Raw genomic sequence first — 23,625 nt, forward strand, 5'->3', positions numbered from 1 at the left:
TAAGGGCGCCAGAGGCGTCAGCCGCCGAGATCGGCCGCGAGCCCGGCCAGCATGGCGAGGCCGAGCACCAGCACGAAGGCGCCGGCCAGGAGTTCGAGGCCGCCGACCGCGAGCACCCCGGCCCGTCCGCGTCCGCCCGCGAGGCGCAGGGCGAAGGCCTTGGCGAAGACCGCGAGGCTCGCCAGCGTGCCCGTGGTCAGCGCGGTGCCGAGGGCCATGGCCAGGGTCGCGGCGATGCCGGCGGCCAGCAGGCCCTGCGAGGCGGAGAAGACCAGGATCAGCACCGCCCCGGCGCAGGGGCGCGTGCCCGCGGCCAGCACGACGCCGGCGCGCTCGCGCCACGAGTCGAGCCGGGCCAGGGCCGCGGCGTCGTTCAGGTGGACGTGGCCGCAGCCGGGGGCGCAGGTCGGATCGGTGCGGCCGGCCAGTCGGCCGGCCTTGCGCCAGGTGACGCTGAGGCCGAGGAGCGCCACGAGGGCGAAGCTCACGGTCTCGATCACCGTGCCGGCGCGGGTCATGCCGGCGGCGGTGGCGCCGAGCACCAGGGTCCCGATGCCCACCAGGGCGATGGCGACCAGGGCCTGGAGCAGGGCGGCGGCGAAGCTGAGGCTGAAACCGCGGGTGAGGGCCCGCTCGCCGGCGACGATGTAGCCGGCGATCACCGCCTTGCCGTGGCCCGGTCCGGCGGCGTGGAAGACGCCGTAGGCGAAGCCGAGGAGCATCATCGGCCCCCACGCGCCGCCCGCCTTGAGGGACTGCACCGCGGCCTGGAGGCTGCGGGAGAAGCTCGCCTGCAGGGCGAGGATCCGGCCCCCAAGGCCGCTGGCGGACGGGGTGGCCTCGCGAAACCCGATGCCGAAGGGCGAGCGCGGCGGCGGCGCGGTGACGCTCGGGCTCACCAGCCAGGCGAGGCCGGCGACGATCAGGGTCGCGAGGGCGACGGCCGCCAGGACGAGGAGGACCTGCCGGGCGAGGCGGGACCGGCCGTCCGGGCGGGCGGCGTCGAGGGCGGTGCCTACGGACACGCGACGATGATCCGGTTGGCGAACTGGACGCCGTAGTTCGATGCCGAGGTCAGCGCCTCGAAGAACGCCTCCGACATGCCCGGTTTGGCATCGCCGGGCTTGGCATCGGCGGTCTTGGCGTCCGGGGTCTCGGTCTTGGGTCGGGTGAGGGTGGCGGCGCAGCCGGTCGGCGCCCCGGCGAGGCGGGCGGCATCCACGCCCTCCGCCAGGCTGAAGGCGACGAAGAAGGTCGGGTCGTAGACCTCCAGGGCCGTGACGCCGCGGCCCTGCGCCACCGGCGTCTTCAGGGGCAGGAGGAAGCTTAGGGTCAGCTTGTCGCCCTCCATCGCCATGCGGGGCTCGACGGGATCGGCGAAGGCCTGCTCCTTGCCGCCGACCTTCATTTTCGTGAAGTAGGCGAATTCGGCGAGGTTGGCGGTGTTCTCGGCGGCGAGGCCTGCGAGTTCGTCCGGCGTCAGCTTGCCGTCGTTGTTCGTGTCCAGCCCCTGGGTCACGAAGGCCGAATACGAGGCATCGAAGGTCCAGGCGTGGCGGACGCCGGTGACGCGGCCGCCTTCGCCGTAGGCGATCTCGGCCTTGGTGGTCACCCAGACGTGGGGATGCGCCTGGGCGGGGAGCGCGGACAGGGCGGCCCCGAGGGCGGCTCCGGCCAGGGCGGCGATGCGGAAAAGCGAGGCGGTCGGCATGGCACGGGACGCTCGCGAGTCAGGGTAAAGACTTCGTAAAGCCGCGCCGGCCGCGGGGTCCGTCGCTGCGGACCGGTCTCCCGCCTCACTGGGGCAAAAGCGAGGCGTCGGCCCACGGGCGCTTGTGCATCCGGACCACGCGCCCCGGGACCTTTGAGGCCGTGTCGCGCAGGCGGGCGGGAGCGACGCCGACCGCGCTCGGCCCGCAGCCGGCCGGGGTCAGTCTCGCCGGGTCAGAGCGGCGATCTCGGCACGCTCCTCGGCGCTGAGGCCCGCGGCGGCCGCGGCCGGGCGGCGGCGGGACAGGCGCCAGAGCCCGAACAGGCCCAGGCCGATCACCGCGACCGGGGTCAGCCACAGGAGCAGGGTGTGCAGGGCGAAGACGGGGCGCAGCAGCACGTACTCGCCGTAGCGCCCGACCACGTAGGCCTGGACCTGCTTGTCGTCGTCGCCGGCGGTCAGGCGCTCGCGCACGATGAGGCGCAGGTCCCGGGCGAGGGGAGCGTCGGAATCGTCGATGGACTGGTTCTGGCAGACGAGGCAGCGCAGGCCCGACGAAATGTCCCGCGCACGCGCTTCCAGGGCCGGGTCCTTCAGCACCTCGTCCGGCTGGACCGCCAGGGCGCCGCCGACGGAGGCCAGCGTCAGCCCGAGCGCCAGGGCGAGGTGCGGGAGCACGGCCCGGCTCATTCGGCGGGGGCCATGCCGGGCGGGACGCACTTGGCCCGTGCCCGCGCCGGGGCGCCGACGCGCATGCGCCGGTCGGTCAGGGAGATCGCGCCGCCCAGCGCCATCACCACGGCGCCGAGCCAGATCAGCAGCACGAGGGGCTTGTAGTAGAGCCGCAGGCCGATGGCGCCCTCCGGCAGGACCTCGCCGAGGCTGGCATAGACCTGGCTCGCGCCGATGGTCAGCAGGCCGGATTCCGTCACCGTCATCTTGCGGCTCGGATAGAACCGCTTGCCGGTCTCCACCGTGCCCACGAAGTCGCCGCCCGCGTTGCGGATGGTCAGGAACGCGGTGGTCTCGGCGTAGTTCTCGCCGGTGCGCGGACCGACCCGGTCGAGGGTCGCCACGTAGGGGCCCGAGGCGAGGGACTCGCCGGGCTTCAGGGTCTTCAAGCCTTCCGTCGCCCAGCCCTGCGCGGCGATGCCCAGGACCACGACGCCGACGCCCGCATGGGCCATCGCGGTGCCCCAGGCGGAGCGCGGCAGGCCCGCGGCGCGGCGCCAGATCGCGGCGCCGCGGGCGCGGTTGCCGCCGTAGCCGCGGGCGCGGGACACGATCTCCATCGCGGAGCCGATGACGAGGTAGGCGCCGAGGCCGATCCCGACGGGTGCCATCATCGGGCCGCCCCAGGTCAGGGCCGTCACGGTGAGGCCGACCACCAGCGCGGCGGCCAGGGCCGCGAACAGGCGCTGCGTCGCCGCGTGCACGTCGCCGCGCTTCCAGGCCAGGGTCTGGCCGAAGGGCACGATGAGCAGCAGCGGGATCGCCAGGGGCACGAAGGTGTAGTTGAAGAAGGGCGGCCCCACCGAGATCTTCTCGGCGGTCAGCATCTCCAGCAGCAGCGGGTAGAGGGTGCCCACGAAGACGGTGGCGCAGCCGGCGGCCAGGAACAGGTTGTTCATCACCAGCGCGCCCTCGCGGGAGATCGGCGCGAAGATGCCACCCTGGCGCAGCATCGGCGCCCGCCAGGCGAACAGGGTGAGCGAGCCGCCGATGAACAGGATCAGGATCGCCAGGATGAAGACGCCGCGGGTCGGGTCCGTGGCGAAGGTATGGACCGAGGTCAGCACGCCCGAGCGGACGATGAAGGTGCCGAGGAGCGAGAGCGAGAAGGTGAGGATGGCGAGCAGCACCGTCCAGACCTTCAGGGCGTCGCGCTTTTCCATCACCACGGTGGAATGCAGGAGGGCGGTGCCGGCGAGCCAGGGCATCAGCGAGGCGTTCTCGACCGGGTCCCAGAACCACCAGCCGCCCCAGCCGAGCTCGTAATAGGCCCAGTACGAGCCCATCGCGATGCCGAGCGTCAGGAAGCTCCAGGCGATCAGGGTCCAGGGCCGCACGGCCCGGGCCCAGACCGCGTCGATGCGCCCGTCGATCAGCGCCGCGATGGCGAAGGCGAAGGTGATCGAGAAGCCGACATAGCCGACGTAGAGGAGCGGCGGGTGCACCGCGAGTCCGAAATCCTGGAGCAGCGGGTTGAGGTCGTTGCCCTCCACCGGGGCCGGGCTCACCCGGGTGAACGGGTTCGAGGTCGTGATGATGAACAGCACGAACACGAAGGTGATCAGGCCCTGCACCGCCAGGGTGTTCGCCCGCAGGGTCGGCGGCACGGACTCGCGCGAGACCGCCACCAGCGCCCCGAACAGGGCGAGGATGAGGACCCAGAGCAGCATCGAGCCCTCGTGGTTCCCCCACACGCCGGAGATCTTGTAGAGGAAGGGCTTGGCCGTGTGGGAGTTCTCGATCACGTTGAGGACCGAGAAGTCCGACGTGACGTGGGCGTAGGTCAGCGCCCCGAAACTGAACAGGATGCAGGCGAAGGCGCCGAGGGCGGCGGGCGTCGCCACGGCCCGCAGGGCCTGGTCGCCCGAGCGGGCGGCCCAGACCGGCATCACCGCCTGGACCAGGGACAGGGCGAGCGCCAGGGCGAGCGCGAAATGGCCGACCTCGATCAGCAAGGCGGGGTGTCCTTCCAAGGGAGGATGTGCCGCGGGACGCGGGGCCGACGGGGGACGGGCCGGGGCGCGCGGGGCATCATCGCTCGCTGCGCTGGCCGAGGGTCTTGTCGCCGGCGACCGTCTGGGCCTCGGGGGCGGCCGCTGCGGGCTTGTCGACCAGGCCCTTGCCCTCCTGCCACCGGCCCTGCGCCTTGAGGGCGTCGGCGACCTCGCGCGGCATGTAGGATTCGTCGTGCTTGGCCAGAACCGTGTCGGCCCGGAACAGGCCGCCCGGCAGCAGGGTGCCCTCGGCGACCACCCCCTGGCCCTCGCGGAACAGGTCGGGCAGCAGGCCGCGGTACTGGACCGCGATGGTGGCGTTGGTGTCCGTCACCGCGAAGTCGACGGTCTGGTCCGGCCCGCGCTGGAGCGAGCCGTCTTTTACCAGGCCGCCCAGGCGGAAGCGCGTGCCCGGGGCCACGGTCTGCGCGGCCACCTCGGTGGGCGAGCGGAAGAACACGATCGACCCGCTCATGGCCGACAGGATCAGGCCGAGCGCCAACGCCAGCACGGCGCCGCAGGCGGCGATCAGGATCAGGCGGCGGCTCTTGCGGGTCACGTGGGCAGGATCCCGGTTGATGGTTCGGACGGTGGGGCGGCGCGCGTTCCGCGCCGGACCGCCCGGCGGGGTTTCTTGCAGGTTCCGGTGTCGGCCGGGGCGCCACCCGGGTCAAGGGCCGGGGCCGGGACCGATTGTCAGGGGCTCAAGGCTTTGCCGCCGCATTGCCGGGCTTCGCGCTGGGCTGGAGGCTGAGCTCGCGCGACAATTCGCCGAGCCGTTCCATGGCCGCCGCATCGGGGCTTAGGGCCATGCGGGCCCGATCGAGGGCCTGGAGGGCGCGCTCGCGCTCGCCGAGCACGCTGTAGGAGCGGATAAGGCGCAGCCAATCGTCGACGCTGCCGCCCTTGGCCGCCAGGCGGCGGTCGAGACCCGCGACCATGCCGCGGATGGCGGCGTCGCGCTCGGCCACCGGCATCGCCTTGACGGCCGCGACGGCGGCCTCCGTGCCGGCTCGGGCGGCCTCGTCGGAGGCCGAACCGCTCCGGGCGGGAGGAGCGGAGGGCGTGGCCGCGGCCGCATCCGCGGGGGCCGCGGCCAGACCGGCCTCGGCGGCGATCGCGTCGAGGCGGGTCTTCGCCTCGGGATCGTCGCCCAGGGCCTTGCGCGCCCGCTCCAGGGCGTCCTTCGCTTTGTCGCGCTCCTGGAGCACCCCATAGGAGCGCACGAGGCGCAGCCAGTCCTCCAGGCTCCCGCCCCGGTCGGCCAGGCGCTTGTCGAGGCTGTCGACCATGGCGCGGATGGCGCCGTCGCGGCTCGCCGGGGGCAGGGCCTGGAGGGCGGCCGCGGCGCCGGCCTCGGGGGCCTTCGTCTCGCCAGGCGCGGCCTCGCCCTTCAGGCGCGCCAGGTTCTCGCGCACGAGGGGCAGCCAGGGGGCGTCAGCCGGCGCCGCGTCGGCCATGGCCTGGAGGCGCTGGATCGCCTGGGGAATATCGCCGTCGAGCTCGGCCGCCCGCGCCAGGTAGAATTTCGGCTTGGCGACCTGCCCGTCGAGGTCGACCGCCCGCTGGAAGATGGCCTTGGCCTGGGGCGTGACCGCACCGTTGGCCGCCGCCACCAGGGCCTCGCCCCAGTCGGACAGGCGCTGCGCCGTCTCGCCGAGGATGCGGGTGGCGGCCTCGTAGGCATGGGCGGCGTCGTCGAAGCGGCCCATCCGCATGTAGACGGGGGCGAGCACGGACCAGCCGCGCCCGTCGGTGGGATCGGCCGCGAGCCGCGCCTCGATCTGGCCGATGGCCTTGAGCAGGTCCTGGTCGCCGCTCTGGGCGGACTGGCGCTCCGCCGCACTCTGAGCCGGCATGTGCGGCGAGCCGTAGAGACCGTAGGCGATGAGCGCGACCAGGGGGATGGTGGAGAGGGCGAAGGCCGAGGCCGCCCGGCGCTGGCGCAGGGCCGGCTCGGCGATGTCCTGGGCCGCCGGGACGCCGGCGCGGTTGGCGCGCAGCAGGCGCCGGGCCGCCTCGGTGCGCGCGGCCTCCGCTTCGGGGGGCGCGATCAGGCCGCGGGCCTCGTCGCGCTCGATCTCGCGGAGCTGGTCCTCGTAGAAGCCCGTCTCGGTGGCGAGGCCACCGCCCTCCGGCGGGGCGGCGGGATTGGCCCGGCGCGACATCGGCCAGAGCAGGGCGAACACCGCCGCGCCGGTCATGACCGCCAGTATGAACCAAAGTGCCGTCATCACGCCCCGAACGCTGCCCCGCTTGCATGTAGACGCGGGCCCCCGCCGGCACGATGCAGGCCTCGGGCGACACGGTGTCACGCGCAGCACGTCGGGGGGAGGACGCAACCCTAGAGCATGACGGCTTGCGGGGAAACCGGGTCCCGGGATCCCGGCCGGGGATCGGCGGCCCTCACGCCGGTGCGCGGCCCTCCGCGGGCCCGCGGCTCAGTGCGGGGCCACGCCAGCCGGCGCATCGCCCGGCACCTCGATCACCGCCCGCAGGCCGCCCAGCGTCGCCTCCTCCAGGCGGAAGCGGCCGCGATAGAGGGCCGCGAGATCGGCCACGATCGAGAGGCCGAGCCCGGAGCCGGGCTTGGTCTCGTCGAGGCGGCGGCCGCGCCCGAGCACGTCCGCCCGGTCCTCCGGGGCGAGGCCCGGGCCGTCATCCTCGATCGCCACGAGAAGGTGGGGATAATCGTTCTTGCCCACCGCCTCGGCGCGGATCGCCACGCGGCCGTGGGCCCATTTCGAGGCGTTGTCGACGAGGTTGCCGATCATCTCCTCGAAGTCCTGGCGCTCGCCCCGGAAGCGCAGGCCGGCCGGCACGTGGACCTCGTAGGCGATGTCCTTGTCGCGGTAGATCTTGCCGAAGGTGCGCACGAGGCCGGCCAGCGCCGGCTCGACCTCCGTGGAGGTGCCGAGGGTGCCGGCGAGTGCCGCGGCCCGGGCGCGGTCGAGGTGGTAGTTCACCTGGTCGCGCATCACCGCGGCCTGCTCGCGGATCTTGGCCGCGAGGTCGTCGGGTGCATCGGCGGCGCCGACCTCGTTGACGATGATCGAGAGCGGGGTCTTCAGGGCGTGCGCGAGGTTGCCGACCTGCGTCCGCGCCCGCTCCAGGATCTCCCGGTTGGTCTCGATGAGAAGGTTCACCTCGCCCGCCAGGGGGGCGATGTCGCGCGGATACTCGCCGGTGATGCGGTCCGATTCGCCCCGCCGGATGGCGCCCAGCGCCGTGCGCAGCTTGGCGAGCGGCGCGAGGCCGAAGCGGATCTGCAGCAGGGTCGTCAGGGCGAGCGACAGGCCGAGGAGCCCGAAGGTGACCATCAGCGAGAAGCGGAAGCGGTCGACGTCGTTCTCGATCTCGTCGGCGGGGCCGGCCACCCGTACGGTGTAGCGGCCCTCCTCGCCGAGATCGACGTCGCGCTCGATGATGCGCAGGCGGCGCTCGTCCTGGGCCCGGCCGTAGCCCTGGCGGATCTGGCCGATGCCCGCCTTGCTGTCGGGGTTGGCGGCAGCCTTCAGGGGCACGCCCACCAGGGAGCGCGAGGTGCGCAGGTCGCGCGGCTTCGCGTCGGGCCGGCCGATCTGCCAGTACCAGCCCGACAGGGGCAGGTCGAAGCGCGGATCGCTCAGGGTGAAGGACCGGCTCTCGGGGTCGTTGGGCGAGACGAGGTCGGTGGCGAGGTTGTTGGCGTAGACCAGCAGGCGGCTGTCGAAGGCGCGCTCGGTGTTCTCGCGGTACAGGGTCGTGAGGATCCAGGCGGCGATGAGCAGGATCGCCGAACTCGCCAGCAGCGCCGAGGTGGCGAGGCGCACCGCGATCGAGCGGCGGCGCATCGGGAGCCAGGAGGGGGAGGGAATCATGCTGGCCAAAGTCTGGGTTGCAGCCGATCTGCGTTGCAGCCGAAAATCAACGCGACGGCCGAGGATGTGCCGCCGCCGATCGCACGGGTCTTGGGGTGGTCGCCTGAGATTTCGATCGACTCCGGCTTGACCGGCACGCCCATTCTAGCCTGGGCGCAGGCCCGTGTCTCACCATGACTCGATCCGTATAATCCGCAGAATACGGATTATACGGATCTGTCTCCGCTTGTTGTCGAGGCTTGGATCGGCATGAACCTGTTCAAACTGATCGATACGGATGCCACCGACTTCGCCAAGCGCGCAGGATTCTATCAGGACGAGGCGATCCGTAACCCGGTCGTGATCAGCAAGAACGGGCGCCCGAAGACGGTCCTCGTGGCCTATGACGAATTCATCCGCCTGCGCGAACGCGACCGGCGTTCGTTCACGATCGACGACATCCCGGACGACATCGCCGACGCGATCCTGAGCGCCGAGGTCCCGAAAGGCCTGACGGACACGGATGAGCGCAGGTCTCCGACCATGGTCCCGGGCGAGCCGCCGATCGCCCGGGACCGTGATCCGGTACGCGTTCCTCTGGTCGGACGAGAGTCGCGAGGGTTTGGAATCGGCGCGGAAGGACCGACCCGCCGTCCTGGTCATCGCACGCAAACCCACGGACGGAAGCTGCATCGTGGTTCCGATCACCCATCGGGAGCCCGAGGGCCGAACCGTCGGCCTGTAAATTCCCGCGGAGGTTTGCAAAAGCGTGGGCCTCGATGACCGGCGACAGTAGGTCATCGTGTCCGCGGGCAACGATTTCGTTTGGCCGGGACCGGACCTACGGTCCATTCCCGACCACGACCCGCCGAGCGTGATCTACGGAACCGTGCCGCGGCGCTTCTTCGCCCTCGTGCTCGCGCACATGCAGACCCTGATCCGGGCGAGGCGGCTCGCGGTGAGTCCGCGTCGTTGAGATCACACCCGCGGCGCGGGCTGGTTCGGGTCGACGAGATAGCCGAGGCCCCGCACGGTCTGGATCAGGTCGACGGCGAGCTTCTTGCGCAGGCGGCCGACGAAGACCTCGATGGTGTTGGAATCGCGGTCGAAATCCTGGTCGTAGAGGTGTTCGGTCAGTTCGGCCCGCGAGACCACCCGGCCGGTGTGGTGCATCAGGTAGGAGAGCAGGCGGTATTCGTGGCTGGTCAGCTTGACCGGGTTGCCGTCCACGAAGACCCGGCCCGAGCGGGTGTCGAGCACCACCGGACCGCAGGCGATCTGGCTGGTGGCGTGGCCGGCCGCGCGGCGCAGCAGAGCGCGCACGCGCGCCATCAGCTCCTCCATGTGGAAGGGCTTCGTGACGTAGTCGTCGGCCCCGGCATCGAAGCCGTCGACCTTGTCGGACCAGCGGTCGCGGGCGGTGAGGATGATGACCGGGGTCTTGATGCCGGCCCGGCGCCACTTCTGCAGAACGCTGACGCCGTCGGTCTTGGGCAGGCCCATGTCGAGGATGATGGCGTCGTAGGGCTCGCTCTCGCCCAGATAGCCCCCCTCCTCGCCGTCGAAGGCCTTGTCGGCGACGTAGCCGGCCTCCTCGAGGGCGTTCACCACCTGCCGGTTGATGTCCCGGTCATCCTCCACGACGAGCAACCGCACGGTCCCGAACTCCTACGATGATGGCCCGGACCCGCGGGTCGGCGCGGCGCGCACGTTAGACGTCTCCGCGCCGGCGCGAAACGGCTTCCGGCCGAAAGCCTTCACGGTCCGCTGACCTGCCCGGTGGTGGCATCGACGACGACGTGGACGAACTGGCCGTCCCGGCGCAGGGCCGTGAGCAGGTAGACGAGGGTGTCGTCGCTCCGGCACAGGCGGGCCCGCTGGATCTCCGCGCGGGGAATCACCTGGCGGGCGGCGCGGATGGCCGCCACCGGGGCGATCACCCGCTTCTCGGCGACGGCCTCGCGCAGGTCCGCCGGACTGAGACAGGTTTCGCTGCGGGGCATCGCGATCAAGGGCGCCGAGACCGCGCTGGTGCCCGTCGTCGTCTCCTCCGCGAACGTGTCGATCGAACCCGTCGCGAAGCCCGCGACGGTCAGTCCGATCAACACCAGGGCGAGGAGGATGCGCATGCGATGACGTTTAGGAAGGATGCACTGAATGTGCCCTGAATGCCGACCCAAGCCCAACCTCGGCCATTCGGTTCCCGCCGGGCTCCCGGGGGCTCGCGGCTCAGGCCGGCCCGGGGGCCTGGGCGGCGAGGCGCGCGAGGGTCGCCCGGAGGGTCGCTCCGACCAGGGCCTGGCTGTCGATATGCGCGAGGGCGGCCCGCCGCAGGGCCTGGGACGAGCGGTCGAACCCCGCCCGGGCGTCGTGCAGGCGCAGGGCCGCCACCCGGCGGCGGTCGCGGCGGCGATTCAGCAGGAGGGCGAGGCGGTCCATGGCGGTGTCCTCAGGGGCGCGGCCGGATCTCGGCGAGCCGGCGCAGGATGTCGTCCAGCTTCTCCCGCGCCCGCTCGTCGTTGCGCTCGACGCTGCGCGCGAGCTCGGCGATCACGCGGGCGAGGTCGTCCAGCACCCGGGTCCGGCTCTCCAAGGCGGCCGCCACGGCGGCATGGCTCTGCGAGGCCCGCTCGAGGGCGGTGGCGGTGGCGCCGGTATCCCCGAGGCGCGCCTCCTGGGCGCGCACCGAGTCCCGGTGGAGATGGAAGCAGGCGAGGCCGAGGAGGACGGCGACGATCCATCCCGCGCCCTCCTGCGAGACGAGCAGGTGCGCGGCCTCCAGGGCGATCTTCTGCAAGGCCCCCTCCCTCGTGAGATTCCCCCCGCCCGCGGACCCCGTCCGTCAGGCCGGGCGGTGCGCCCGCGCCGCCCGGAGCGCGGGCAGAAGCGTGTTGGCGACCGTGGCCTCCTCCGCCAGGGGCAGGCTGCGAAACACCTTCTCGCCGAGGCCGTCGACGCCGCCTGCGGCCCGGATGAGCCAGCCCGGAGCCGCGTCGAGGCCGCGCTGGACCGCACCTGCGATCACCAGCGATCCCATCGGGACCGTCAGCGTGCGGCCTTGCGCCGCCCCCGCCACCGCGTTGACCGCGTAGGCGCCGACATTGCGCACCAGACGCTCCACCAGGCTGGCCGTGATCAGGACCCGCACGGGCCCGGCGATCCGCGCCAGGGCCGCCGTCAGGGCGGTGACCGCGAGGGGCACCACCACGCTCCCGATGCCCTGGACGGCCGCCGCGAGGGCGTCCCCCCAGGGGACGGTCACGGCGGCGGTCGCCGGTGCGGCCGAAGGGGCCGCCGAAGCCCCCGCGACCGAGGCCACTGCGACCGCCAAGAGGGCGAGGCCGACGCCGGCGGCGAAGGGGCGGGCGCGCAAGGGGCGGGCGCGCGAGGGAACGGGGACGAATCGGATCATCGCGGACTCCATCGGTGGGGACATCGAAGCGAAGGCGGAGGGGCCGGCCCTCAGAGGCCGCCGCGCAGGCGGTTGCGGAGGGTCGCCCACAGGCGGGCCAGGGCGACGGGCCGCCCGGGCGCCGGATCGGGGGCCGGCTCGAGGCCGCGGCGCGGCAGCGGCGGGATGCGCGGCACCGTCCGGCGCTGCACGGGCAGGGGCGGGGTCAGGGGAAGCTGCAGGGACGGGGTCAGGGCACTTGGCGCGGGAACCGGCGCCGCGTCGCTCCGGCGCGCCCGCGGCAGGGCGCGGTCGTAGGGCGTCAGGAACTGGTCGTGCTCGGCGCCGCGCCGCGGGATCAGCGCGGCCGGGCGGTTCCAGAGCAGGATCGCCGCCGCGGCGCCGTCGCGGTCGCCGGCCTTCAGGCGCCGGACGACGGTGGAACGCGCGAAGGCCGACGGGCCGATGTTGAAGCAGAGCGAGACCAGGGCGTCGAAGGCGTGGTCGGGCAAGGCGTCGGGCAAGGCGTCCTGGATGGCATCGTCCACCGCCCGGACGTAGCGGGCGACGTCGCGCCGGAAGAGGGCGTCGCAGGCGGCCGCGGTCAGGCGCAGGCCCGGCGTCACCAGGGGCGGCCCGGCCGCCGCGGTGTGGCCGATGCCGATGGTCCAGATCCCGACGCTGTCGCGATAGGCGGTGAGGCGGCGCCCTTCGCGCGCGATGAGCACGGCTTCGCCGATGGCACTGAGGTTCATGGCCTGTCTCCGCTTGATGGCGTGGCAGCTAGACTTGCGCGATACGCGACGCGATAACTGACGCGATACTTGGAAGGACCGCGGGGTCGGGGGCGGACATGCTGCGAAAGCTCATCTCGACGGCTTTGCGACGCGAGACCGAGACTGAGACCGGCGACATCGCCCGTGAGGGGTCGGCGCGGCCGCCCGACCTCGCGTTCCCGCCCATGCGGCCGGTCGAGCCGCCCGCCGCCCGGAACGACAACCCGCTGGCGGCCCTATGCGAGGCGGTCGAGGCCGACCTGCGGGCGGCGGGATACCTGCGCTGACCCGCGCGGATCAGGGACCGGCGGCCGCCTCCAGGGCGGTGAGCCGCGCCTCGAAGCCGCGGGCGAGGAACAGCAGCAGCTGGTCGGTGCGGAAACCGTAGCGCTCGCCGGCCGCGCGCCCGGGACAGGCTGCCCGTGCCGGGACCGCTGGCGCGATCGTGGCGCCGTCCGCGTCGCGCACGGCCTCCGTGGCCGGGACGGCCTCCTGCGGGGCGACCGCTGGCCAGGAATCGCGGCAGACGAAGCCGTAGGCGAAGGGATCGAGGCCCTCGGCCTCCATGATCGCGACGGCCCGCTGGACGGTGAGGCCGACGTGGCGCCGGGCCCCGTCCCCCTTCCGCGCCACGGCGTCATGGAACCGGAAGGTGCCGATCTCCCGGGCCAGCGCGCGGCCGGCGGCGATCTCGGCCTCCGAGAGGGGGGCGACCGGCGTCTTCTCGCGGGCATCGGACGTGCTGATCGCTCCGGTCCCGGCATAGAGCACCGAGGCGCGCAGCGCCGGCGTGCCGAGGCTCCAGGTGTTGTCGGCGGCGTGGGCGATGATGCCGGCGACCCCGAGCCGCGTCGTCAGGGGGGCGCTGGTGCCGAGGCCGAGATTGCCCTCCGGCCCGAAGCGCGCCGCCTCGCGCAGGGCGCCGGGGCGGGCTCCGTCCGCCGGCTTGACGAAGACCGCGAGGCCCCCCGGAAAGCCGCCCGCCGTTCCGCCCGTTCCGCCCGTTCCGGCCAGGCCGGCGACGGTCCAGGCGAGGCCCCCGCTCGACGCCTGCATCGTCAGGCCGCCGGCCAGCAGGCTGCCATCCGTGGCGAGGTCCTGGGTCAGGCGGAGGGCCGGCGCTCCGAGGAGAGGGGCGGGCGCCGGCCCGGCGACGTCGACCCGGCCCGTCGCCCGGTCGATCCGCAGGGCCTCCCGGAACCCCCCGGTGTCGGGCGCGACCTTGATCGTGAGATCGTCGCTGCCCGACAGCCCGATCTCGGCCCGTCCCGTGAAGGCGCTCTGGAACAGCAGGGAGAGGACGTTGCCGGGCGCCTGCTTGTTGAGGGTGCAGCGCAGGTCGCCGGTGCCCCCCTCGGCCGCCGTCAGGGCGGTCCAGAGGGCGGTGTTCAGCTTGGCCGCGAAGGGGTTGGCGGCGTCCGCGGTGGTGCCGAGGCCGAGGCGCGTCAGGGTCTGGAGCTGCCGGAGGGTGCTGCGGAACCTGACCCATCCGGCGGCCGTGAAGATGTAGAGTTCGTCCTCGTCGAGGATCCAGGCGAGCCAGCCGGGTTTCGGCGCGAGGCCCCGCCAGCGCCCGTCCTGGAACTGGGCGACCTGGCCGGACAGCCCCGCCCAGGCCCCGGTGGGGGCGGGGCTCAGCACGAGGTAGCGGTCGCCCTCGGCGGGGGCGGCCGGCGGCGCGGCGAGGTCCTTGTCGCGGCAGGCGAGCTGGACCACCGCGTCGAGCTGGATCAGGGCCTCGTTGTGGGTGACGTGCTTCTGGGCCTGGCCGGCCGCGATCAGCGGCAGCGCCAGAATCGGGGTGGTCTCGGGCATCGTCGGGCTCCGGGTGTCTCGGGACTGGGTTGAATCGCGGGTTCAGGCGGGCTCCACCGGCACCCGCGCCCGGGTCTCGGGGCCGGGTCCGGCCGCCGCGCCGACCTGCGCCACCGCCACATCGAGGCGGTCCTGGGGCGTGCCGAAATCCGCCGCCTCGTCCGCCGCGGCGTAGAGGAGGTCCGACCGGTCCGCGCTCAGGGTCCGGAGGGGGTGGCCCGCGGCGGCGTAGATCGTGACCCGGTAGGCCTCGGGCTCCTCCAGCGGGACCTCGACGGCGTCCCAGGAATCCCCGTCGCGCCGGGCCCTCCGGATCCAGGCGAGGCGCACGCCCCCTGGCGCCCGCCATGCCCGGAGATGGACGGGGCGCAGGGGCTTAAGGGCGGTGAGGCCCGCCGTGGCGCGCAGGGCGACGGTGGCCGGATCGGCCGGATCGCGCGCCGCCGGGCCGAGCCGGTAGCGGAACGGGCGGCCGGCCTCGTCGAGGCGCTCGACCAGGGGCACCACCGCCCCGTCGAGGCGCACGATCAGGCTGCCGGCCGGGGCCGCGCGCCCGGCCTGCGCCTCGCTGCTGGCCAGCCCGCGCAGGAGCCCGGTGAGCCGGTAGGTGCCCGGCCCCACCAGCGTGGCGCCGGCGGCTGCGATCAGCTCGATCGCCCCGTCCCCGGCGCTGCGCACCGCGAACAGGTTGCCGCCCGCGAGGGCCGCCGCCTCGCCGATGGCGTCGAGGTCCCCGGCGTGGCGCAGGCGGACCGTGAGGGCCGCGCCCCGGTCGAAGCGCCAGAGCGGGCCGGGGGGCAGCGCCGTCAGGGTCTCGCCGAGGCAGGCGGGGTGGTCGACGAAGCCCTGCGGCACCAGCGGGGCGGCCTCGCCCTCCGCCCGCCAGATCGCCATCGGCCCGGGCCAGGGGTCGGCCGTCACCGCCAGCGCCTGCAGGGTGGTCGGGGTGCCGCGGTCGGCCGGCAGGTCGAGGGCGACCGCGAAGGGCGGCCCGGCCAGGGCCGGCACCGCCCGGCGCGGGCGCGGTCCGGCCGGTTCGCCCGCGCGCGGCGCCCGGCCGTGACGGGGGACGCCCCGCGTCTCGATGGCGCGCCCGCGCGGGCTGTCGGCGATGCGCAGGATCCGGTGCGGGAGCCGCTCCCCCGGCAGGGCCAGGAGGTCGCCCGGCGCGAGGTCGATCCGGCGCGGGCTCAGGGTGAAGCGCGCGGTGTCGCGGGCCGCGAGGGCGGCGTCGAGGGCGGCCTCCGCCAGGGCCTCGGCGCTGGCGCGCCGGGTCACCACGGCGGCCTCCATCCGGGTCTCGCGCCGGCGCCGGCCGGTCGGCCGGGTCGCGGCGGCGCTCGCCCGGCGGTACTCGGCGGTCTCGCCGTCGGTGAAGCCGATCGCCAGGGAGCGCGGCAGCTCCGCCTCCTCGGCCCGGACCCGGGCCAGGGGGGCCTCCGCGTCGCGCAGGACCACGAGGTCGTCCGCCGCGATCGCCCGCGGCACCTCCCGGCGCGGCCCGCGCACGATCAGCGCGCCGGCCGCGGCGGAGACGTCGAGGCCGTAGAGCTGCGCCAGGGGCTCCAGGGCCGCCCGGGCCGACATCGGCCGGTCGATGACGTAGCCGTCGAGGGTCGCGTCGGCGGTGATGGCGGCCGGCACGGTGATCCCGAGGTCGGCCAGGATCGCGGCGATGAGCCGGTCGAGCTCCAGCCCCTCGATCCGCCCGGTGATCCAGTGGCCCACCGGCCAGTTGCCCGCATCCGCCCAGACGGTGTCGAAGTCGGGAAAGGCCGGGTAGGGCCGGGCGTCCCAGCACCAGACGAAGATCCCCTCCGCCGGCACCATCGGCCCGCCATAGACCGGCGAGACCGGGTTGTGGGCGGCCTCGAAGCCGGGCAGGTCCGGGTCGAACCGCCCCAGGATCGCCGCGAGGCCGCGCGCCTGGATCAGGTCGTCGCGGGTGCCGCGCGAGGCGGGCGGGCTGGCGTTCTCGGCGGATTTCGGGTCGGGGAAGACGTTGGGGCCGTTGGTGCCCTTGTCCACCGCCGGCACCCCGATCTCGGTGAGCCAGATCGGCTTGCCCCGCGGCACCCACGCCGTCGCCCGGGTCTCGCGCCCGTCCTCCCGCTCGATGTGCGGGTTCGCCCACCAGCCCACGAGGTCCTTGGCCCGGAAGATCCAGGGCTTGGCGGCGGCCCCGTCGGTGATCGGCGTGCGGACCTGCGCCGCCCGGTCGGCCGCACCGGCATAGAACCAGTCGAAGGCCTCGCCGGCGCCGAGCCGCCCCTTGAGATAGGCCGGGTCGTAGATCGAATCGGCGAGCGCCAGGTCGGCATGGGCGTCCCCGTCGCGCCAGTCGGTCAGGGGCGGGTAGTAGTCGATCCCCACCGCGTCGATGGCCGGGTCCGCGAACAGGGCGTCGAGGGGGAAGCGGACCGTGGCGCCGCCGTCGCGCACGTCGGCGCCGTACTCGGTCCAATCGGCGGCGTAGACGAGCGCGACGTCCGGGCCGAGGCGCTGGCGCAGGGCCGTCGCCAGGCTGCGGAAGCCCTCCACGGCGGGGTAGCGCCCCGCCTCCGCCCGCACCCGGGTGAGGCCGACGAACTCGCTGCCCAGGATGAAGCCGGCGAGGGGAATCCCCGCGGCGGCCCAGGCGGCCGCGAGCGTCGCGTAATGCAGCACGAAGGGGCGATACTGCGCGAGGAAGGCCGCCACCTGCGTGCCGGCCGCGGCGGTGCCGTCCGGGCTCGCCGGCTGCCCGGGGGCGGGGTCGCAGGTGATGCGCCCGCGCCAGGGATAGGCCGGCTGGCCGGCGGCGGCCGGGTCGCGCGGGTCCGGCCGGCGGTTGCCCGCCGGCACGTCCATCATCACGAAGGGGTAGAGCACCACCGCGAGGCCGCGCCGGTACAGGTCGGCCACGAGGCGGGTCAGGCCCGCATCCGAGGGCGTGCCGCCATAGGCCGGCCCGCCTTCGGGCCCGGTCGAGACGGGCGCCACCTGGTCGCGGCCCAGGCCCGCCACCGACCAGGCGTCGCCGCTCGTCACCTTGGCGGCGGAATCGACCCGGGGGGCGAGGGTGCAGAGTCCGGCGCGCAGGTCGTCCCCGAACCAGCTCGCCACCACGGAGACGCGCTCCAGCCGCGGGCAGAGCGCCTGGAGCGCGTCGAGGGAGGCGGTGACGTCGGTGCCCGCCTGCAGCTGGAACCGGTTGGCCGGGCGGGTCGTGCCGTAGCCCGCCTCCTCGGTGACGCGCAGCGGATCGAGGCCGAACTCGGTGGAGCCGGGGATGAGGCAGACCGCCCGGATCATCCCGGCGAGGCCTGCCACGGGGCGCAGCACCTCGAAGGCGAATTGCGGGATCCGGTTGCTGAACTCGGCCAGGGCCAGGCGCTCGAGCACCACGTAGGCGAGGCCGCGATAGGCGGGCGCGTTCGCCGCCCCCTCCTTGGCGACGATGAGCGGGTCCGGTGCCTGGTCCCCGTCGCCGACGTGCAGGCGGAGGGCGACCGTGGTCAGGTCGATCTCGCGCCCGTCCGCCCAGACCCGCCGGAGGCCCGCCACCGGGCCCTCGCAGAGCCCGATGGCGAGGTCGACAAAGTAGGCATAGGCCGTCCGCTTGACCTTGCCGCCGCCGATGCCCTTGCCGCCGGCCGCGCTGGCGGCGGCGGGGCTCGCCACCTCCAGGGGCCGGGTCGCCCAGATCAGGGTGCCGCCGATGCGGGCCCGGCCATAGACCCGCGGGATGGGATCGCCCTCGCCGGAGCTGAGGCCCGCCACGTCGGAGAGGCGTGGCCCCTCGACCGTGCGCCCGCCCGCCAGTCCCCCGAACAGGGCGGCGTCGAGGCCGGAGCCCGCCGCCGCCCCGAGGGCACTGCCGATGATCCCGCCGATCGGCCCGCCCAGCGCCGTACCGGCCGCCGCCCCGGCGGTTTGCAGGATCAGCGTGGCCATGACGGACTCCGATAGCGGGGGCGAGGTCTGAGATCTCGGGGCAACTCGCCCTTGCGGTATTATAGCGATGTGCTATTTTTCGTTGGTGAAACGGATCGCTTACAGCAAGGCTGCCCTGAAGACGCTGAGCCGGATGCCGGCCAACGTCTTGGCGATGATCCGCTCGAAGATCGCCCTGCTGGCGGCCGATCCGGCCGCCCAGGCCAACAACGTGAAGGCCCTCAAGGGCGAACCCGGGGTCTTCCGCCTGCGGGTCGGCGACTGGCGGGTCCTCTATACGGACCAGGGTGAAATCCTCGCCGTGATCCGGGTCGCCCCCCGGGGCAGCGCCTATGACTGACCCCGACGAACCCGTCGCATCGGACACTGCCGGAACGGACCTTCGCCCATGAACGCCCAGACCATCGTCACCCCGGCCGGCGAGCGCCTCGTCGTCCTGTCGGAAGCCGATTTTCGCGCCCTGAGCGAGGCGGCCGAGGACAATGCCGACCGCCTCGCGATCCAGGAATTCCGCCGTCGGCTCGCCGCCGGCGAGGAGGAGTTGCTGCCCTCCGGGATGGTGGACCGCATCCTTGGCGGGGAGAACCGCATCCGCGTCTGGCGCGAGCACCGCGGCCTCACCGCCCGCGCCCTGGCGGAGGCCGCCGGGATCGCCCAGCCGTTCCTGTCGCAGATCGAGACCGGCAAGCGCGAGGGCACCGTGGACACCCTGCGCCGGATCGCCGAGGTCCTGTCCGTCACGATCGACGACCTCGTCGGTTAGCCGCCCTCCACGCCCGGGAAGCGGAAGACCTGGGCGAGGTGGCGGCGCCACCAGGCCGTCAGGGCGACCTCCGTGACGGCGGCGCCGTCATGGGCGTGGATCATCGTGCCGGCGCCGGTGGCGAGGGCGCAGTGCCGGGCCGGCAGGTGGGCGCGGAAGCGGAACAGCAGGACGTCGCCGGCCGATGGCGGACCGTCGACGGGCAGGAGGTGGCGCGCGGCCGCGTCCGCCAGGGGATCGCAGCCGGGCGGCGCGGATTCGGCCCAGGACGCGGCGTAGGGCGGGGCCGCCTCGGGCTCCGGGCCGAGGGCCTCGCGCCAGACCCCGCGCAGCAGCCCGAGGCAGTCGCAGCCGACGCCCTTCAGGGAGGCCTGGTGGCGATAGGGCGTGCCGATCCAGGCCCGCGCCAGGGTGACGATCCTCTCGGGCGTCATCGATTCGGATGTCATCGTCTCGAATGTCATCGTCTCGGATGTCATGGCGGCCTCACCGGAACAGGCTGCCGCCGTCGAGGCCCGGGCCGGCGCCAGGGGCGGGGCGCAGCACGAAATCGTTGCCCGGCAGGTGCGGGAAGCCCTGGAAGTTCGGCACGTTGGCGAACTTGTCGCGGCAGGTGGCGAGGCGCTTGTCGCAGCCCGCCGTCAGGCGGAAGCGGTCGCCCGGCGCCACCGGGCGGGGCGGGGCCTGCCAGAGGTCGAGGCGGATCGTCCCCGTCGCGCCGGCCTGGTCGCGGATCTCGGCCTCCTGTCCGGCCTGGCCGTCGCCGATCCAGGCGAGGCGCCCCCCGGCGAACCACCCTGGCGCGAAATCTCCCGCCAGGGCGACGGCGAGGCGGCCGGGTTCCGGCGCCGCCAGCACCGTGCCGGTGGTGGCGAAGCGGGCCTCGGTCAGGTCCACGCGGCAGCGGGCATCGCCGAGATCGGCCCCGCAGGTGGCGCGGTAGGTCCGGCCGCGCTCGGCGTCGAGCTGGTCCATCAGCCCGCGCAACTCGGCCACGAAGGCGGTGCCGGCCCGGCGCACCTCGCCGACCGTGCCGATTTCGAGGAGCAGGTGCGTCTCGGGGCGGCGCCAGTCCACCAGCCAGGTTTCCACCGAGGCGGCGTCGTAGAGGCCGCCGGCGATGTCGGCGTCGGTGAGCCCGACCGCCGAGAGCGCCCCGGCGACCTCGCCGCCGCCGATGGCGAAGCCGAGCTCGGCGCTGGCTTCGGCCGCCTCCAGCCCGGAGCGGGCGGCGTAGGTCAGGCCGCCGAAGCTGAGGTCGCGGTCGTGGTCGGTGAAGCCGAGCCGGACGCCGTCGCGCCGGGTCAGGGCCCAGCAATGGCACAGCGTGGTCGCCCCGCCGGCGAGATGCGCAGCGAGGTCGGGGGGCAGGTCGCGCATGGTCTGGAAGCCCCGAAGAATGTCAGGAACGGGTCGGGTTGACCCGCGGGTCGGCCCGGAGCCGCGCCACCGCGAGATCGATGAAGGCCCGCACCTTGGCGGGTGCGCGCCGCCCCTCGGGGCTCACGACGTGGACCGGCATCGCCGCCGCCTCCGGATCGTCGAGGACGAGGCGCAGGCGCCCCTCCGCCACGGCCGGGGCGACCTGGTAGGACAGGAGCTGCGCGAGGCCCTGGCCGGCCAGCGCCGCCGCCAGGACGGCGTCGATGGTGTTGCAGGTCAGCCGGGGCCGCAGGGCGACGGTCCCGGGGCCGGTGCTGGCCGAGCCGATCACGGCGTGGTCGCGCAGGTCCCGCACCGTCCCGGGCGTCCCGTGCCGGTCGAGGTAGGCCGGTGCGGCGCAGAGCACCCGCCGGACGGTGCCGACCCGGATCGCCGCGAGGCCGGAATCGGCAAGCGCGCCGATCCGGACGCCCACGTCGGCACCCTCCTCGATCATGTTGACGATCCGGTCGAGGAACAGGGCCTGCGCCGAGACGGCGGCGTGATGGGCCAGGTATTCGGTGATCACCGGCAGCACGTAGAGGCGGCCGAACTGCACCGGCGCCGTCACCGTCAGGGTGCCGGAGGGCGTGGCGTAGGAGCCCGCCGCGGCGGCCTCCGCCTCCGCGATCTCCGCCAGGATGCGCCGGCAATCCTCCAGGTAGCGCCCGCCCGCCTCGGTGAGCTTCACCGAGCGGGTGGTCCGGGTCAGGAGCCGCGCCCCGATCCGCGCCTCGAGGGCCGCCACCGCCCGGGTCACGGCCGGCGGGCTGAGGCGGAGCTGGCGCGCCGCTTCGGCGAAGCCCCCGCCCTCCGCCACCCGGACGAAGACCCGCATCGCCTGCCACCGATCCATGTCGTCCTCCGCCGACTCTCGATTGTTCCATTTTGCGGAACAGTGGCTTGCGCGGAAAGCGCATTCTCCCCGTCCGGCCCCTGGTCTTGAATGCGGATGTCGCCGGTGCCCCGGCCCTGGTTCTGTCCCCGTCCCCGAGGAGGCCTCCCATGAAGCTGTTCCACGTCGCGCTGTCCGGCCACGCCCACCGGGCCCGCCTGTTCCTGTCCCTGGTCGGCCAGCCCTGCGAGATCGTCGCGGTCGATCTCGCGAAGGGCGAGCACCGGACGCCGGACTTCCTGAGGCTGAATCCCTTCGGCCAGGTGCCGGTGCTCGTGGACGGCAAGACGGTCGTCCCCGATTCCAACGCCATCCTGGTCTACCTGGCCAAGCGCCTCGGCCGCACCGACTGGCTGCCGGAGGACGCGGCCGGCGCGGCGCGGGTCCAGCGCTGGCTCTCGGTGGCGGCCGGGCCCATCGCCTTCGGGCCGGCGGCCGCCCGCCTGATCACGGTCTTCGGCGCCACCTTCGACGCGGCCGAGGTCATCGCCCGGGCCCACGCCATCCTCGGCCGCATCGAGGCCGAACTCGCCGAGCGGCCCTGGCTCGCCGCCGACCACCCGACCCTCGCGGACGTGGCGCTCTACAGCTACGTCGCCGCCGCGCCGGAGGGGAACGTCGACCTCGCCCCCTACGGCGCCGTCCGCGCCTGGCTCGCCCGCATCGAGGCGCTGCCGGGCTTCGTGCCCTTCCCGCAGACGCCGGCAGGCCTGCGCGCCGCCTGAGTCCCATCCCTCCCGTCAGGAGAACGCCCATGTCTCCCACCGACTGCCCCTCCCGCTCTCTCCCGGAAACCCGGCCCACCCCGCCCTGGCACGCGGGCGAGACCGCCCTCCAGGCCCGGGTCGGCGTCGCCGAGCGGATGGCCGAACTGGGTCCCCGGGTGATCCGCGACCACCTGATCGCGCAGCACCGCGCCTTCTACCGCCAACTCCCCTTCGTGGTGCTCGGGACGGTCGATCCGGACGGCGAGGCCTGGGCGACGGTGCGGACCGGGGCGCCGGGCTTCCTCGACGCGCCCGATCCCGGGCACCTGCGGGTCCGGGCGGCCCCCGAGCCCGACGATCCCGCCGAGGCGGGGCTCTCGGACGGCGCCGCCCTCGGCCTCCTCGGGATCGACCTCGGCACGCGGCGGCGCAACCGCCTGAACGGCACGGTGGTGCGCGACCGCCCGGACGGCTTCGCGGTCCGCGTGGCGCAGAGCTTCGGCAACTGCCCGCAATACATCCGCGTCCGGACCGATCCGGCGCCGGTCCCGGCCTCGCTGGCCGCGCCCCGCGTGTCGCACCACCTCGACGGGCAGGCCCGCGCCCTCATCGGGAGCGCGGAGACGATGTTCGTGGCGAGCTACGCCCTCGGCGCCGATGGCCGCCGGCAGGTCGACGTCTCGCATCGGGGCGGTCCCGCCGGCTTCGTGCGAATCGGCGCGGACGGGGTCCTGACGGTGCCGGATTATGCCGGCAACCGGTTCTTCAACACCCTGGGCAACCTGCTCGCCAACCCGCGCGCCGGGCTCCTGTTCATCGACTTCGCGACCGGCGACCTCGTGCAGATGACCGGGCATTCCGAGGTCGTCCTCGACGCTCCCGACCTCGCGGACCACCCCGGCGCCGAGCGCCTCTGGCGCGTCACGCCCCGCAAAGTGATCCGGCGCCCGGGCGCCTGGCCGCTGCGGTTCGCGCCCCCTACGGCACGATCTCGATGAGCGGCACCCGTGGGATCTCCCCCGCGGCGAAGGCCGAGAGGTCGATGGTGAGGTCGTCGGTGTCGAAGCGGACCGGGACGTCGAAGGCGAAGCCCGCCGTCACCCGCGCGCCCGCCGCCGGCACGGCGTCGGCCGCGAAGGTGAGGCGGCCGGTGGCGGCCTCGCAGGCGACCTTGGCCGTCGGCACCGCGACGCCGTCCACCGCCACCCGCACGCTCTCGGCCACCGGCTTGGCAATGGTCCGCCGATAGGGCGCGGGCCCGGTGCCGTAGGTCTTGGCGAGCTGGAACACCCGGGTGGCCCCGTCCCCGAGGCCGAGGAGCTGGTCGGTGGCCGCGATCGGGCGCGAGGGCGGGCCGGACGTCGCATCGACCCGGTCGCGGTAGCGGAAGCCGTAGAGCCGGCCCCGCCGCTCCTCGAAGAAGCTCAGCACCGCGTGCAGGGCGTCGAGGGTGCGGATGCCGAAGCCGGCATCGTAGCGCCGGCGGGAATCGGCCCAGCGGCTGTTGCGGTGCTCGCGGCCCGAGGCCAGGGTGACGATCTCGGTCAGCCGGCTCGGGCCGCCGCTGCCGCGCAGGGCCACGTCGAGGGGAAAGCGGACCTCGTGGAAGTCGCTCGGCGGGTCCTCGGCCATCTGGATTCCTCC

25 protein-coding genes are annotated in these 23,625 nt (G+C 74.1%); 6 read left to right on the top strand and 19 right to left on the bottom strand.

Annotated elements, in window-relative coordinates:
* Positions 1 to 17 precede the first annotated feature (17 nt).
* The 7 genes from ASF20_RS20195 to ASF20_RS20225 form a co-directional block, all read right to left on the bottom strand.
* Positions 18 to 1,025, bottom strand: a complete 1,008-nt coding sequence (locus ASF20_RS20195; RefSeq protein ID WP_056277361.1) for a nickel transporter — start codon at positions 1,023 to 1,025, stop codon at positions 18 to 20.
* Positions 1,016 to 1,711 (bottom strand): DUF1007 family protein, encoded by a 696-nt coding sequence (locus tag ASF20_RS20200; RefSeq protein ID WP_056277364.1) that lies wholly within the window; start codon positions 1,709 to 1,711, stop codon positions 1,016 to 1,018. The genes ASF20_RS20195 and ASF20_RS20200 overlap by 10 nt, the downstream gene beginning before the upstream one ends.
* Before the next feature lie 219 nt (positions 1,712 to 1,930).
* A complete protein-coding gene (locus tag ASF20_RS20205) occupies positions 1,931 to 2,401 on the bottom strand; it encodes a cytochrome c-type biogenesis protein (protein ID WP_056277367.1) in 471 nt (156 codons plus the stop codon).
* On the bottom strand, positions 2,398 to 4,398 hold the full coding sequence (locus tag ASF20_RS20210) for a heme lyase CcmF/NrfE family subunit (protein WP_056277370.1): 2,001 nt from the start codon (positions 4,396 to 4,398) through the stop codon (positions 2,398 to 2,400). Before ASF20_RS20210 ends, ASF20_RS20205 begins: the two co-directional genes overlap by 4 nt.
* A 76-nt stretch (positions 4,399 to 4,474) precedes the next feature.
* Positions 4,475 to 4,996: a cytochrome c maturation protein CcmE gene (gene ccmE / locus ASF20_RS20215; RefSeq protein ID WP_056211898.1), complete on the bottom strand. Its 522-nt coding sequence runs from the start codon at positions 4,994 to 4,996 to the stop codon at positions 4,475 to 4,477.
* A gap of 145 nt (positions 4,997 to 5,141) precedes the next feature.
* Positions 5,142 to 6,671 (bottom strand): c-type cytochrome biogenesis protein CcmI, encoded by a 1,530-nt coding sequence (gene ccmI / locus ASF20_RS20220; protein ID WP_056277374.1) that lies wholly within the window; start codon positions 6,669 to 6,671, stop codon positions 5,142 to 5,144.
* Between the two features lie 207 nt (positions 6,672 to 6,878).
* Positions 6,879 to 8,297 (bottom strand): sensor histidine kinase, encoded by a 1,419-nt coding sequence (locus ASF20_RS20225; protein ID WP_056277378.1) that lies wholly within the window; start codon positions 8,295 to 8,297, stop codon positions 6,879 to 6,881.
* A gap of 249 nt (positions 8,298 to 8,546) precedes the next feature.
* On the opposite strand from ASF20_RS20225, the gene ASF20_RS25375 reads away from it, so the two are divergent.
* Positions 8,547 to 9,059, top strand: a complete 513-nt coding sequence (locus ASF20_RS25375; protein WP_082501473.1) for a type II toxin-antitoxin system prevent-host-death family antitoxin — start codon at positions 8,547 to 8,549, stop codon at positions 9,057 to 9,059.
* 195 nt (positions 9,060 to 9,254) lie between these two features.
* On the opposite strand, the gene ASF20_RS20235 is transcribed toward ASF20_RS25375, so the two are convergent.
* The 6 genes from ASF20_RS20235 to ASF20_RS20260 all read right to left on the bottom strand — a co-directional run bounded on the left by ASF20_RS20235 (position 9,255) and on the right by ASF20_RS20260 (position 12,422).
* Positions 9,255 to 9,932: a response regulator transcription factor gene (locus ASF20_RS20235; protein WP_056211908.1), complete on the bottom strand. Its 678-nt coding sequence runs from the start codon at positions 9,930 to 9,932 to the stop codon at positions 9,255 to 9,257.
* A 101-nt stretch (positions 9,933 to 10,033) separates the two neighbouring features.
* Entirely contained in the window at positions 10,034 to 10,405 is a 372-nt protein-coding gene (locus ASF20_RS20240) for a PepSY domain-containing protein (RefSeq protein ID WP_056211910.1), read from the bottom strand.
* Positions 10,406 to 10,505: 100 nt separating this feature from the next.
* Positions 10,506 to 10,715 (bottom strand): hypothetical protein, encoded by a 210-nt coding sequence (locus tag ASF20_RS20245; RefSeq protein ID WP_056277383.1) that lies wholly within the window; start codon positions 10,713 to 10,715, stop codon positions 10,506 to 10,508.
* Positions 10,716 to 10,725: 10 nt separating this feature from the next.
* Positions 10,726 to 11,073 carry a hypothetical protein gene (locus ASF20_RS20250; RefSeq protein ID WP_056277385.1) on the bottom strand — a complete coding sequence of 116 codons (348 nt, stop codon included), beginning with the start codon at positions 11,071 to 11,073 and terminating at the stop codon, positions 10,726 to 10,728.
* A 45-nt stretch (positions 11,074 to 11,118) separates the two neighbouring features.
* A complete protein-coding gene (locus ASF20_RS20255) occupies positions 11,119 to 11,688 on the bottom strand; it encodes a hypothetical protein (protein WP_082501486.1) in 570 nt (189 codons plus the stop codon).
* A gap of 50 nt (positions 11,689 to 11,738) precedes the next feature.
* Positions 11,739 to 12,422: a lysozyme gene (locus ASF20_RS20260; protein ID WP_082501474.1), complete on the bottom strand. Its 684-nt coding sequence runs from the start codon at positions 12,420 to 12,422 to the stop codon at positions 11,739 to 11,741.
* A 98-nt stretch (positions 12,423 to 12,520) separates the two neighbouring features.
* On the opposite strand from ASF20_RS20260, the gene ASF20_RS20265 reads away from it, so the two are divergent.
* Positions 12,521 to 12,730: a hypothetical protein gene (locus tag ASF20_RS20265; protein WP_056211916.1), complete on the top strand. Its 210-nt coding sequence runs from the start codon at positions 12,521 to 12,523 to the stop codon at positions 12,728 to 12,730.
* Between the two features lie 10 nt (positions 12,731 to 12,740).
* On the opposite strand, the gene ASF20_RS25130 is transcribed toward ASF20_RS20265, so the two are convergent.
* Both ASF20_RS25130 and ASF20_RS20275 read right to left on the bottom strand, forming a co-directional pair.
* Positions 12,741 to 14,258 carry a DUF2793 domain-containing protein gene (locus ASF20_RS25130; RefSeq protein ID WP_056277388.1) on the bottom strand — a complete coding sequence of 506 codons (1,518 nt, stop codon included), beginning with the start codon at positions 14,256 to 14,258 and terminating at the stop codon, positions 12,741 to 12,743.
* 42 nt (positions 14,259 to 14,300) lie between these two features.
* Positions 14,301 to 18,194, bottom strand: a complete 3,894-nt coding sequence (locus ASF20_RS20275) for a glycoside hydrolase/phage tail family protein (RefSeq protein WP_056277391.1) — start codon at positions 18,192 to 18,194, stop codon at positions 14,301 to 14,303.
* Between the two features lie 85 nt (positions 18,195 to 18,279).
* Between ASF20_RS20275 and ASF20_RS20280 the strand changes: the two genes are divergently transcribed.
* Together ASF20_RS20280 and ASF20_RS20285 are read left to right on the top strand one after the other, a co-directional pair.
* Positions 18,280 to 18,534, top strand: a complete 255-nt coding sequence (locus ASF20_RS20280) for a type II toxin-antitoxin system RelE/ParE family toxin (RefSeq protein ID WP_056277598.1) — start codon at positions 18,280 to 18,282, stop codon at positions 18,532 to 18,534.
* 48 nt (positions 18,535 to 18,582) lie between these two features.
* Positions 18,583 to 18,957 carry a helix-turn-helix transcriptional regulator gene (locus ASF20_RS20285; RefSeq protein WP_056211922.1) on the top strand — a complete coding sequence of 125 codons (375 nt, stop codon included), beginning with the start codon at positions 18,583 to 18,585 and terminating at the stop codon, positions 18,955 to 18,957.
* Here ASF20_RS20285 and ASF20_RS20290 read toward each other — a convergent pair.
* Genes ASF20_RS20290 through ASF20_RS20300 form a run of 3 tightly spaced genes read right to left on the bottom strand, consistent with a single transcriptional unit; the run spans position 18,954 to position 21,235 of the window.
* The gene (locus ASF20_RS20290; RefSeq protein ID WP_056277601.1) at positions 18,954 to 19,406 is read right to left on the bottom strand and encodes an NlpC/P60 family protein; all 453 of its coding nucleotides are present in this window, start codon (positions 19,404 to 19,406) and stop codon (positions 18,954 to 18,956) included. The two genes, ASF20_RS20285 and ASF20_RS20290, sit on opposite strands and share 4 nt — an antisense overlap.
* A 37-nt stretch (positions 19,407 to 19,443) precedes the next feature.
* Positions 19,444 to 20,337 carry a DUF2163 domain-containing protein gene (locus tag ASF20_RS20295; RefSeq protein WP_056277394.1) on the bottom strand — a complete coding sequence of 298 codons (894 nt, stop codon included), beginning with the start codon at positions 20,335 to 20,337 and terminating at the stop codon, positions 19,444 to 19,446.
* A gap of 22 nt (positions 20,338 to 20,359) precedes the next feature.
* On the bottom strand, positions 20,360 to 21,235 hold the full coding sequence (locus ASF20_RS20300) for a LysR family transcriptional regulator (protein ID WP_056277397.1): 876 nt from the start codon (positions 21,233 to 21,235) through the stop codon (positions 20,360 to 20,362).
* A gap of 149 nt (positions 21,236 to 21,384) precedes the next feature.
* On the opposite strand from ASF20_RS20300, the gene ASF20_RS20305 reads away from it, so the two are divergent.
* Together ASF20_RS20305 and ASF20_RS20310 are read left to right on the top strand one after the other, a co-directional pair.
* On the top strand, positions 21,385 to 21,999 hold the full coding sequence (locus ASF20_RS20305) for a glutathione S-transferase (RefSeq protein WP_056277400.1): 615 nt from the start codon (positions 21,385 to 21,387) through the stop codon (positions 21,997 to 21,999).
* A 29-nt stretch (positions 22,000 to 22,028) separates the two neighbouring features.
* Entirely contained in the window at positions 22,029 to 22,979 is a 951-nt protein-coding gene (locus ASF20_RS20310; protein WP_056277404.1) for a pyridoxamine 5'-phosphate oxidase family protein, read from the top strand.
* On the opposite strand, the gene ASF20_RS20315 is transcribed toward ASF20_RS20310, so the two are convergent.
* Complete coding sequence (locus tag ASF20_RS20315; protein ID WP_056211935.1) at positions 22,960 to 23,613, bottom strand: DUF2460 domain-containing protein; 654 nt, start codon at positions 23,611 to 23,613, stop codon at positions 22,960 to 22,962. The two genes, ASF20_RS20310 and ASF20_RS20315, sit on opposite strands and share 20 nt — an antisense overlap.
* Positions 23,614 to 23,625 lie beyond the last annotated feature (12 nt).

Source organism: Methylobacterium sp. Leaf88 (assembly GCF_001422795.1).
Lineage (GTDB): Bacteria > Pseudomonadota > Alphaproteobacteria > Rhizobiales > Beijerinckiaceae > Methylobacterium.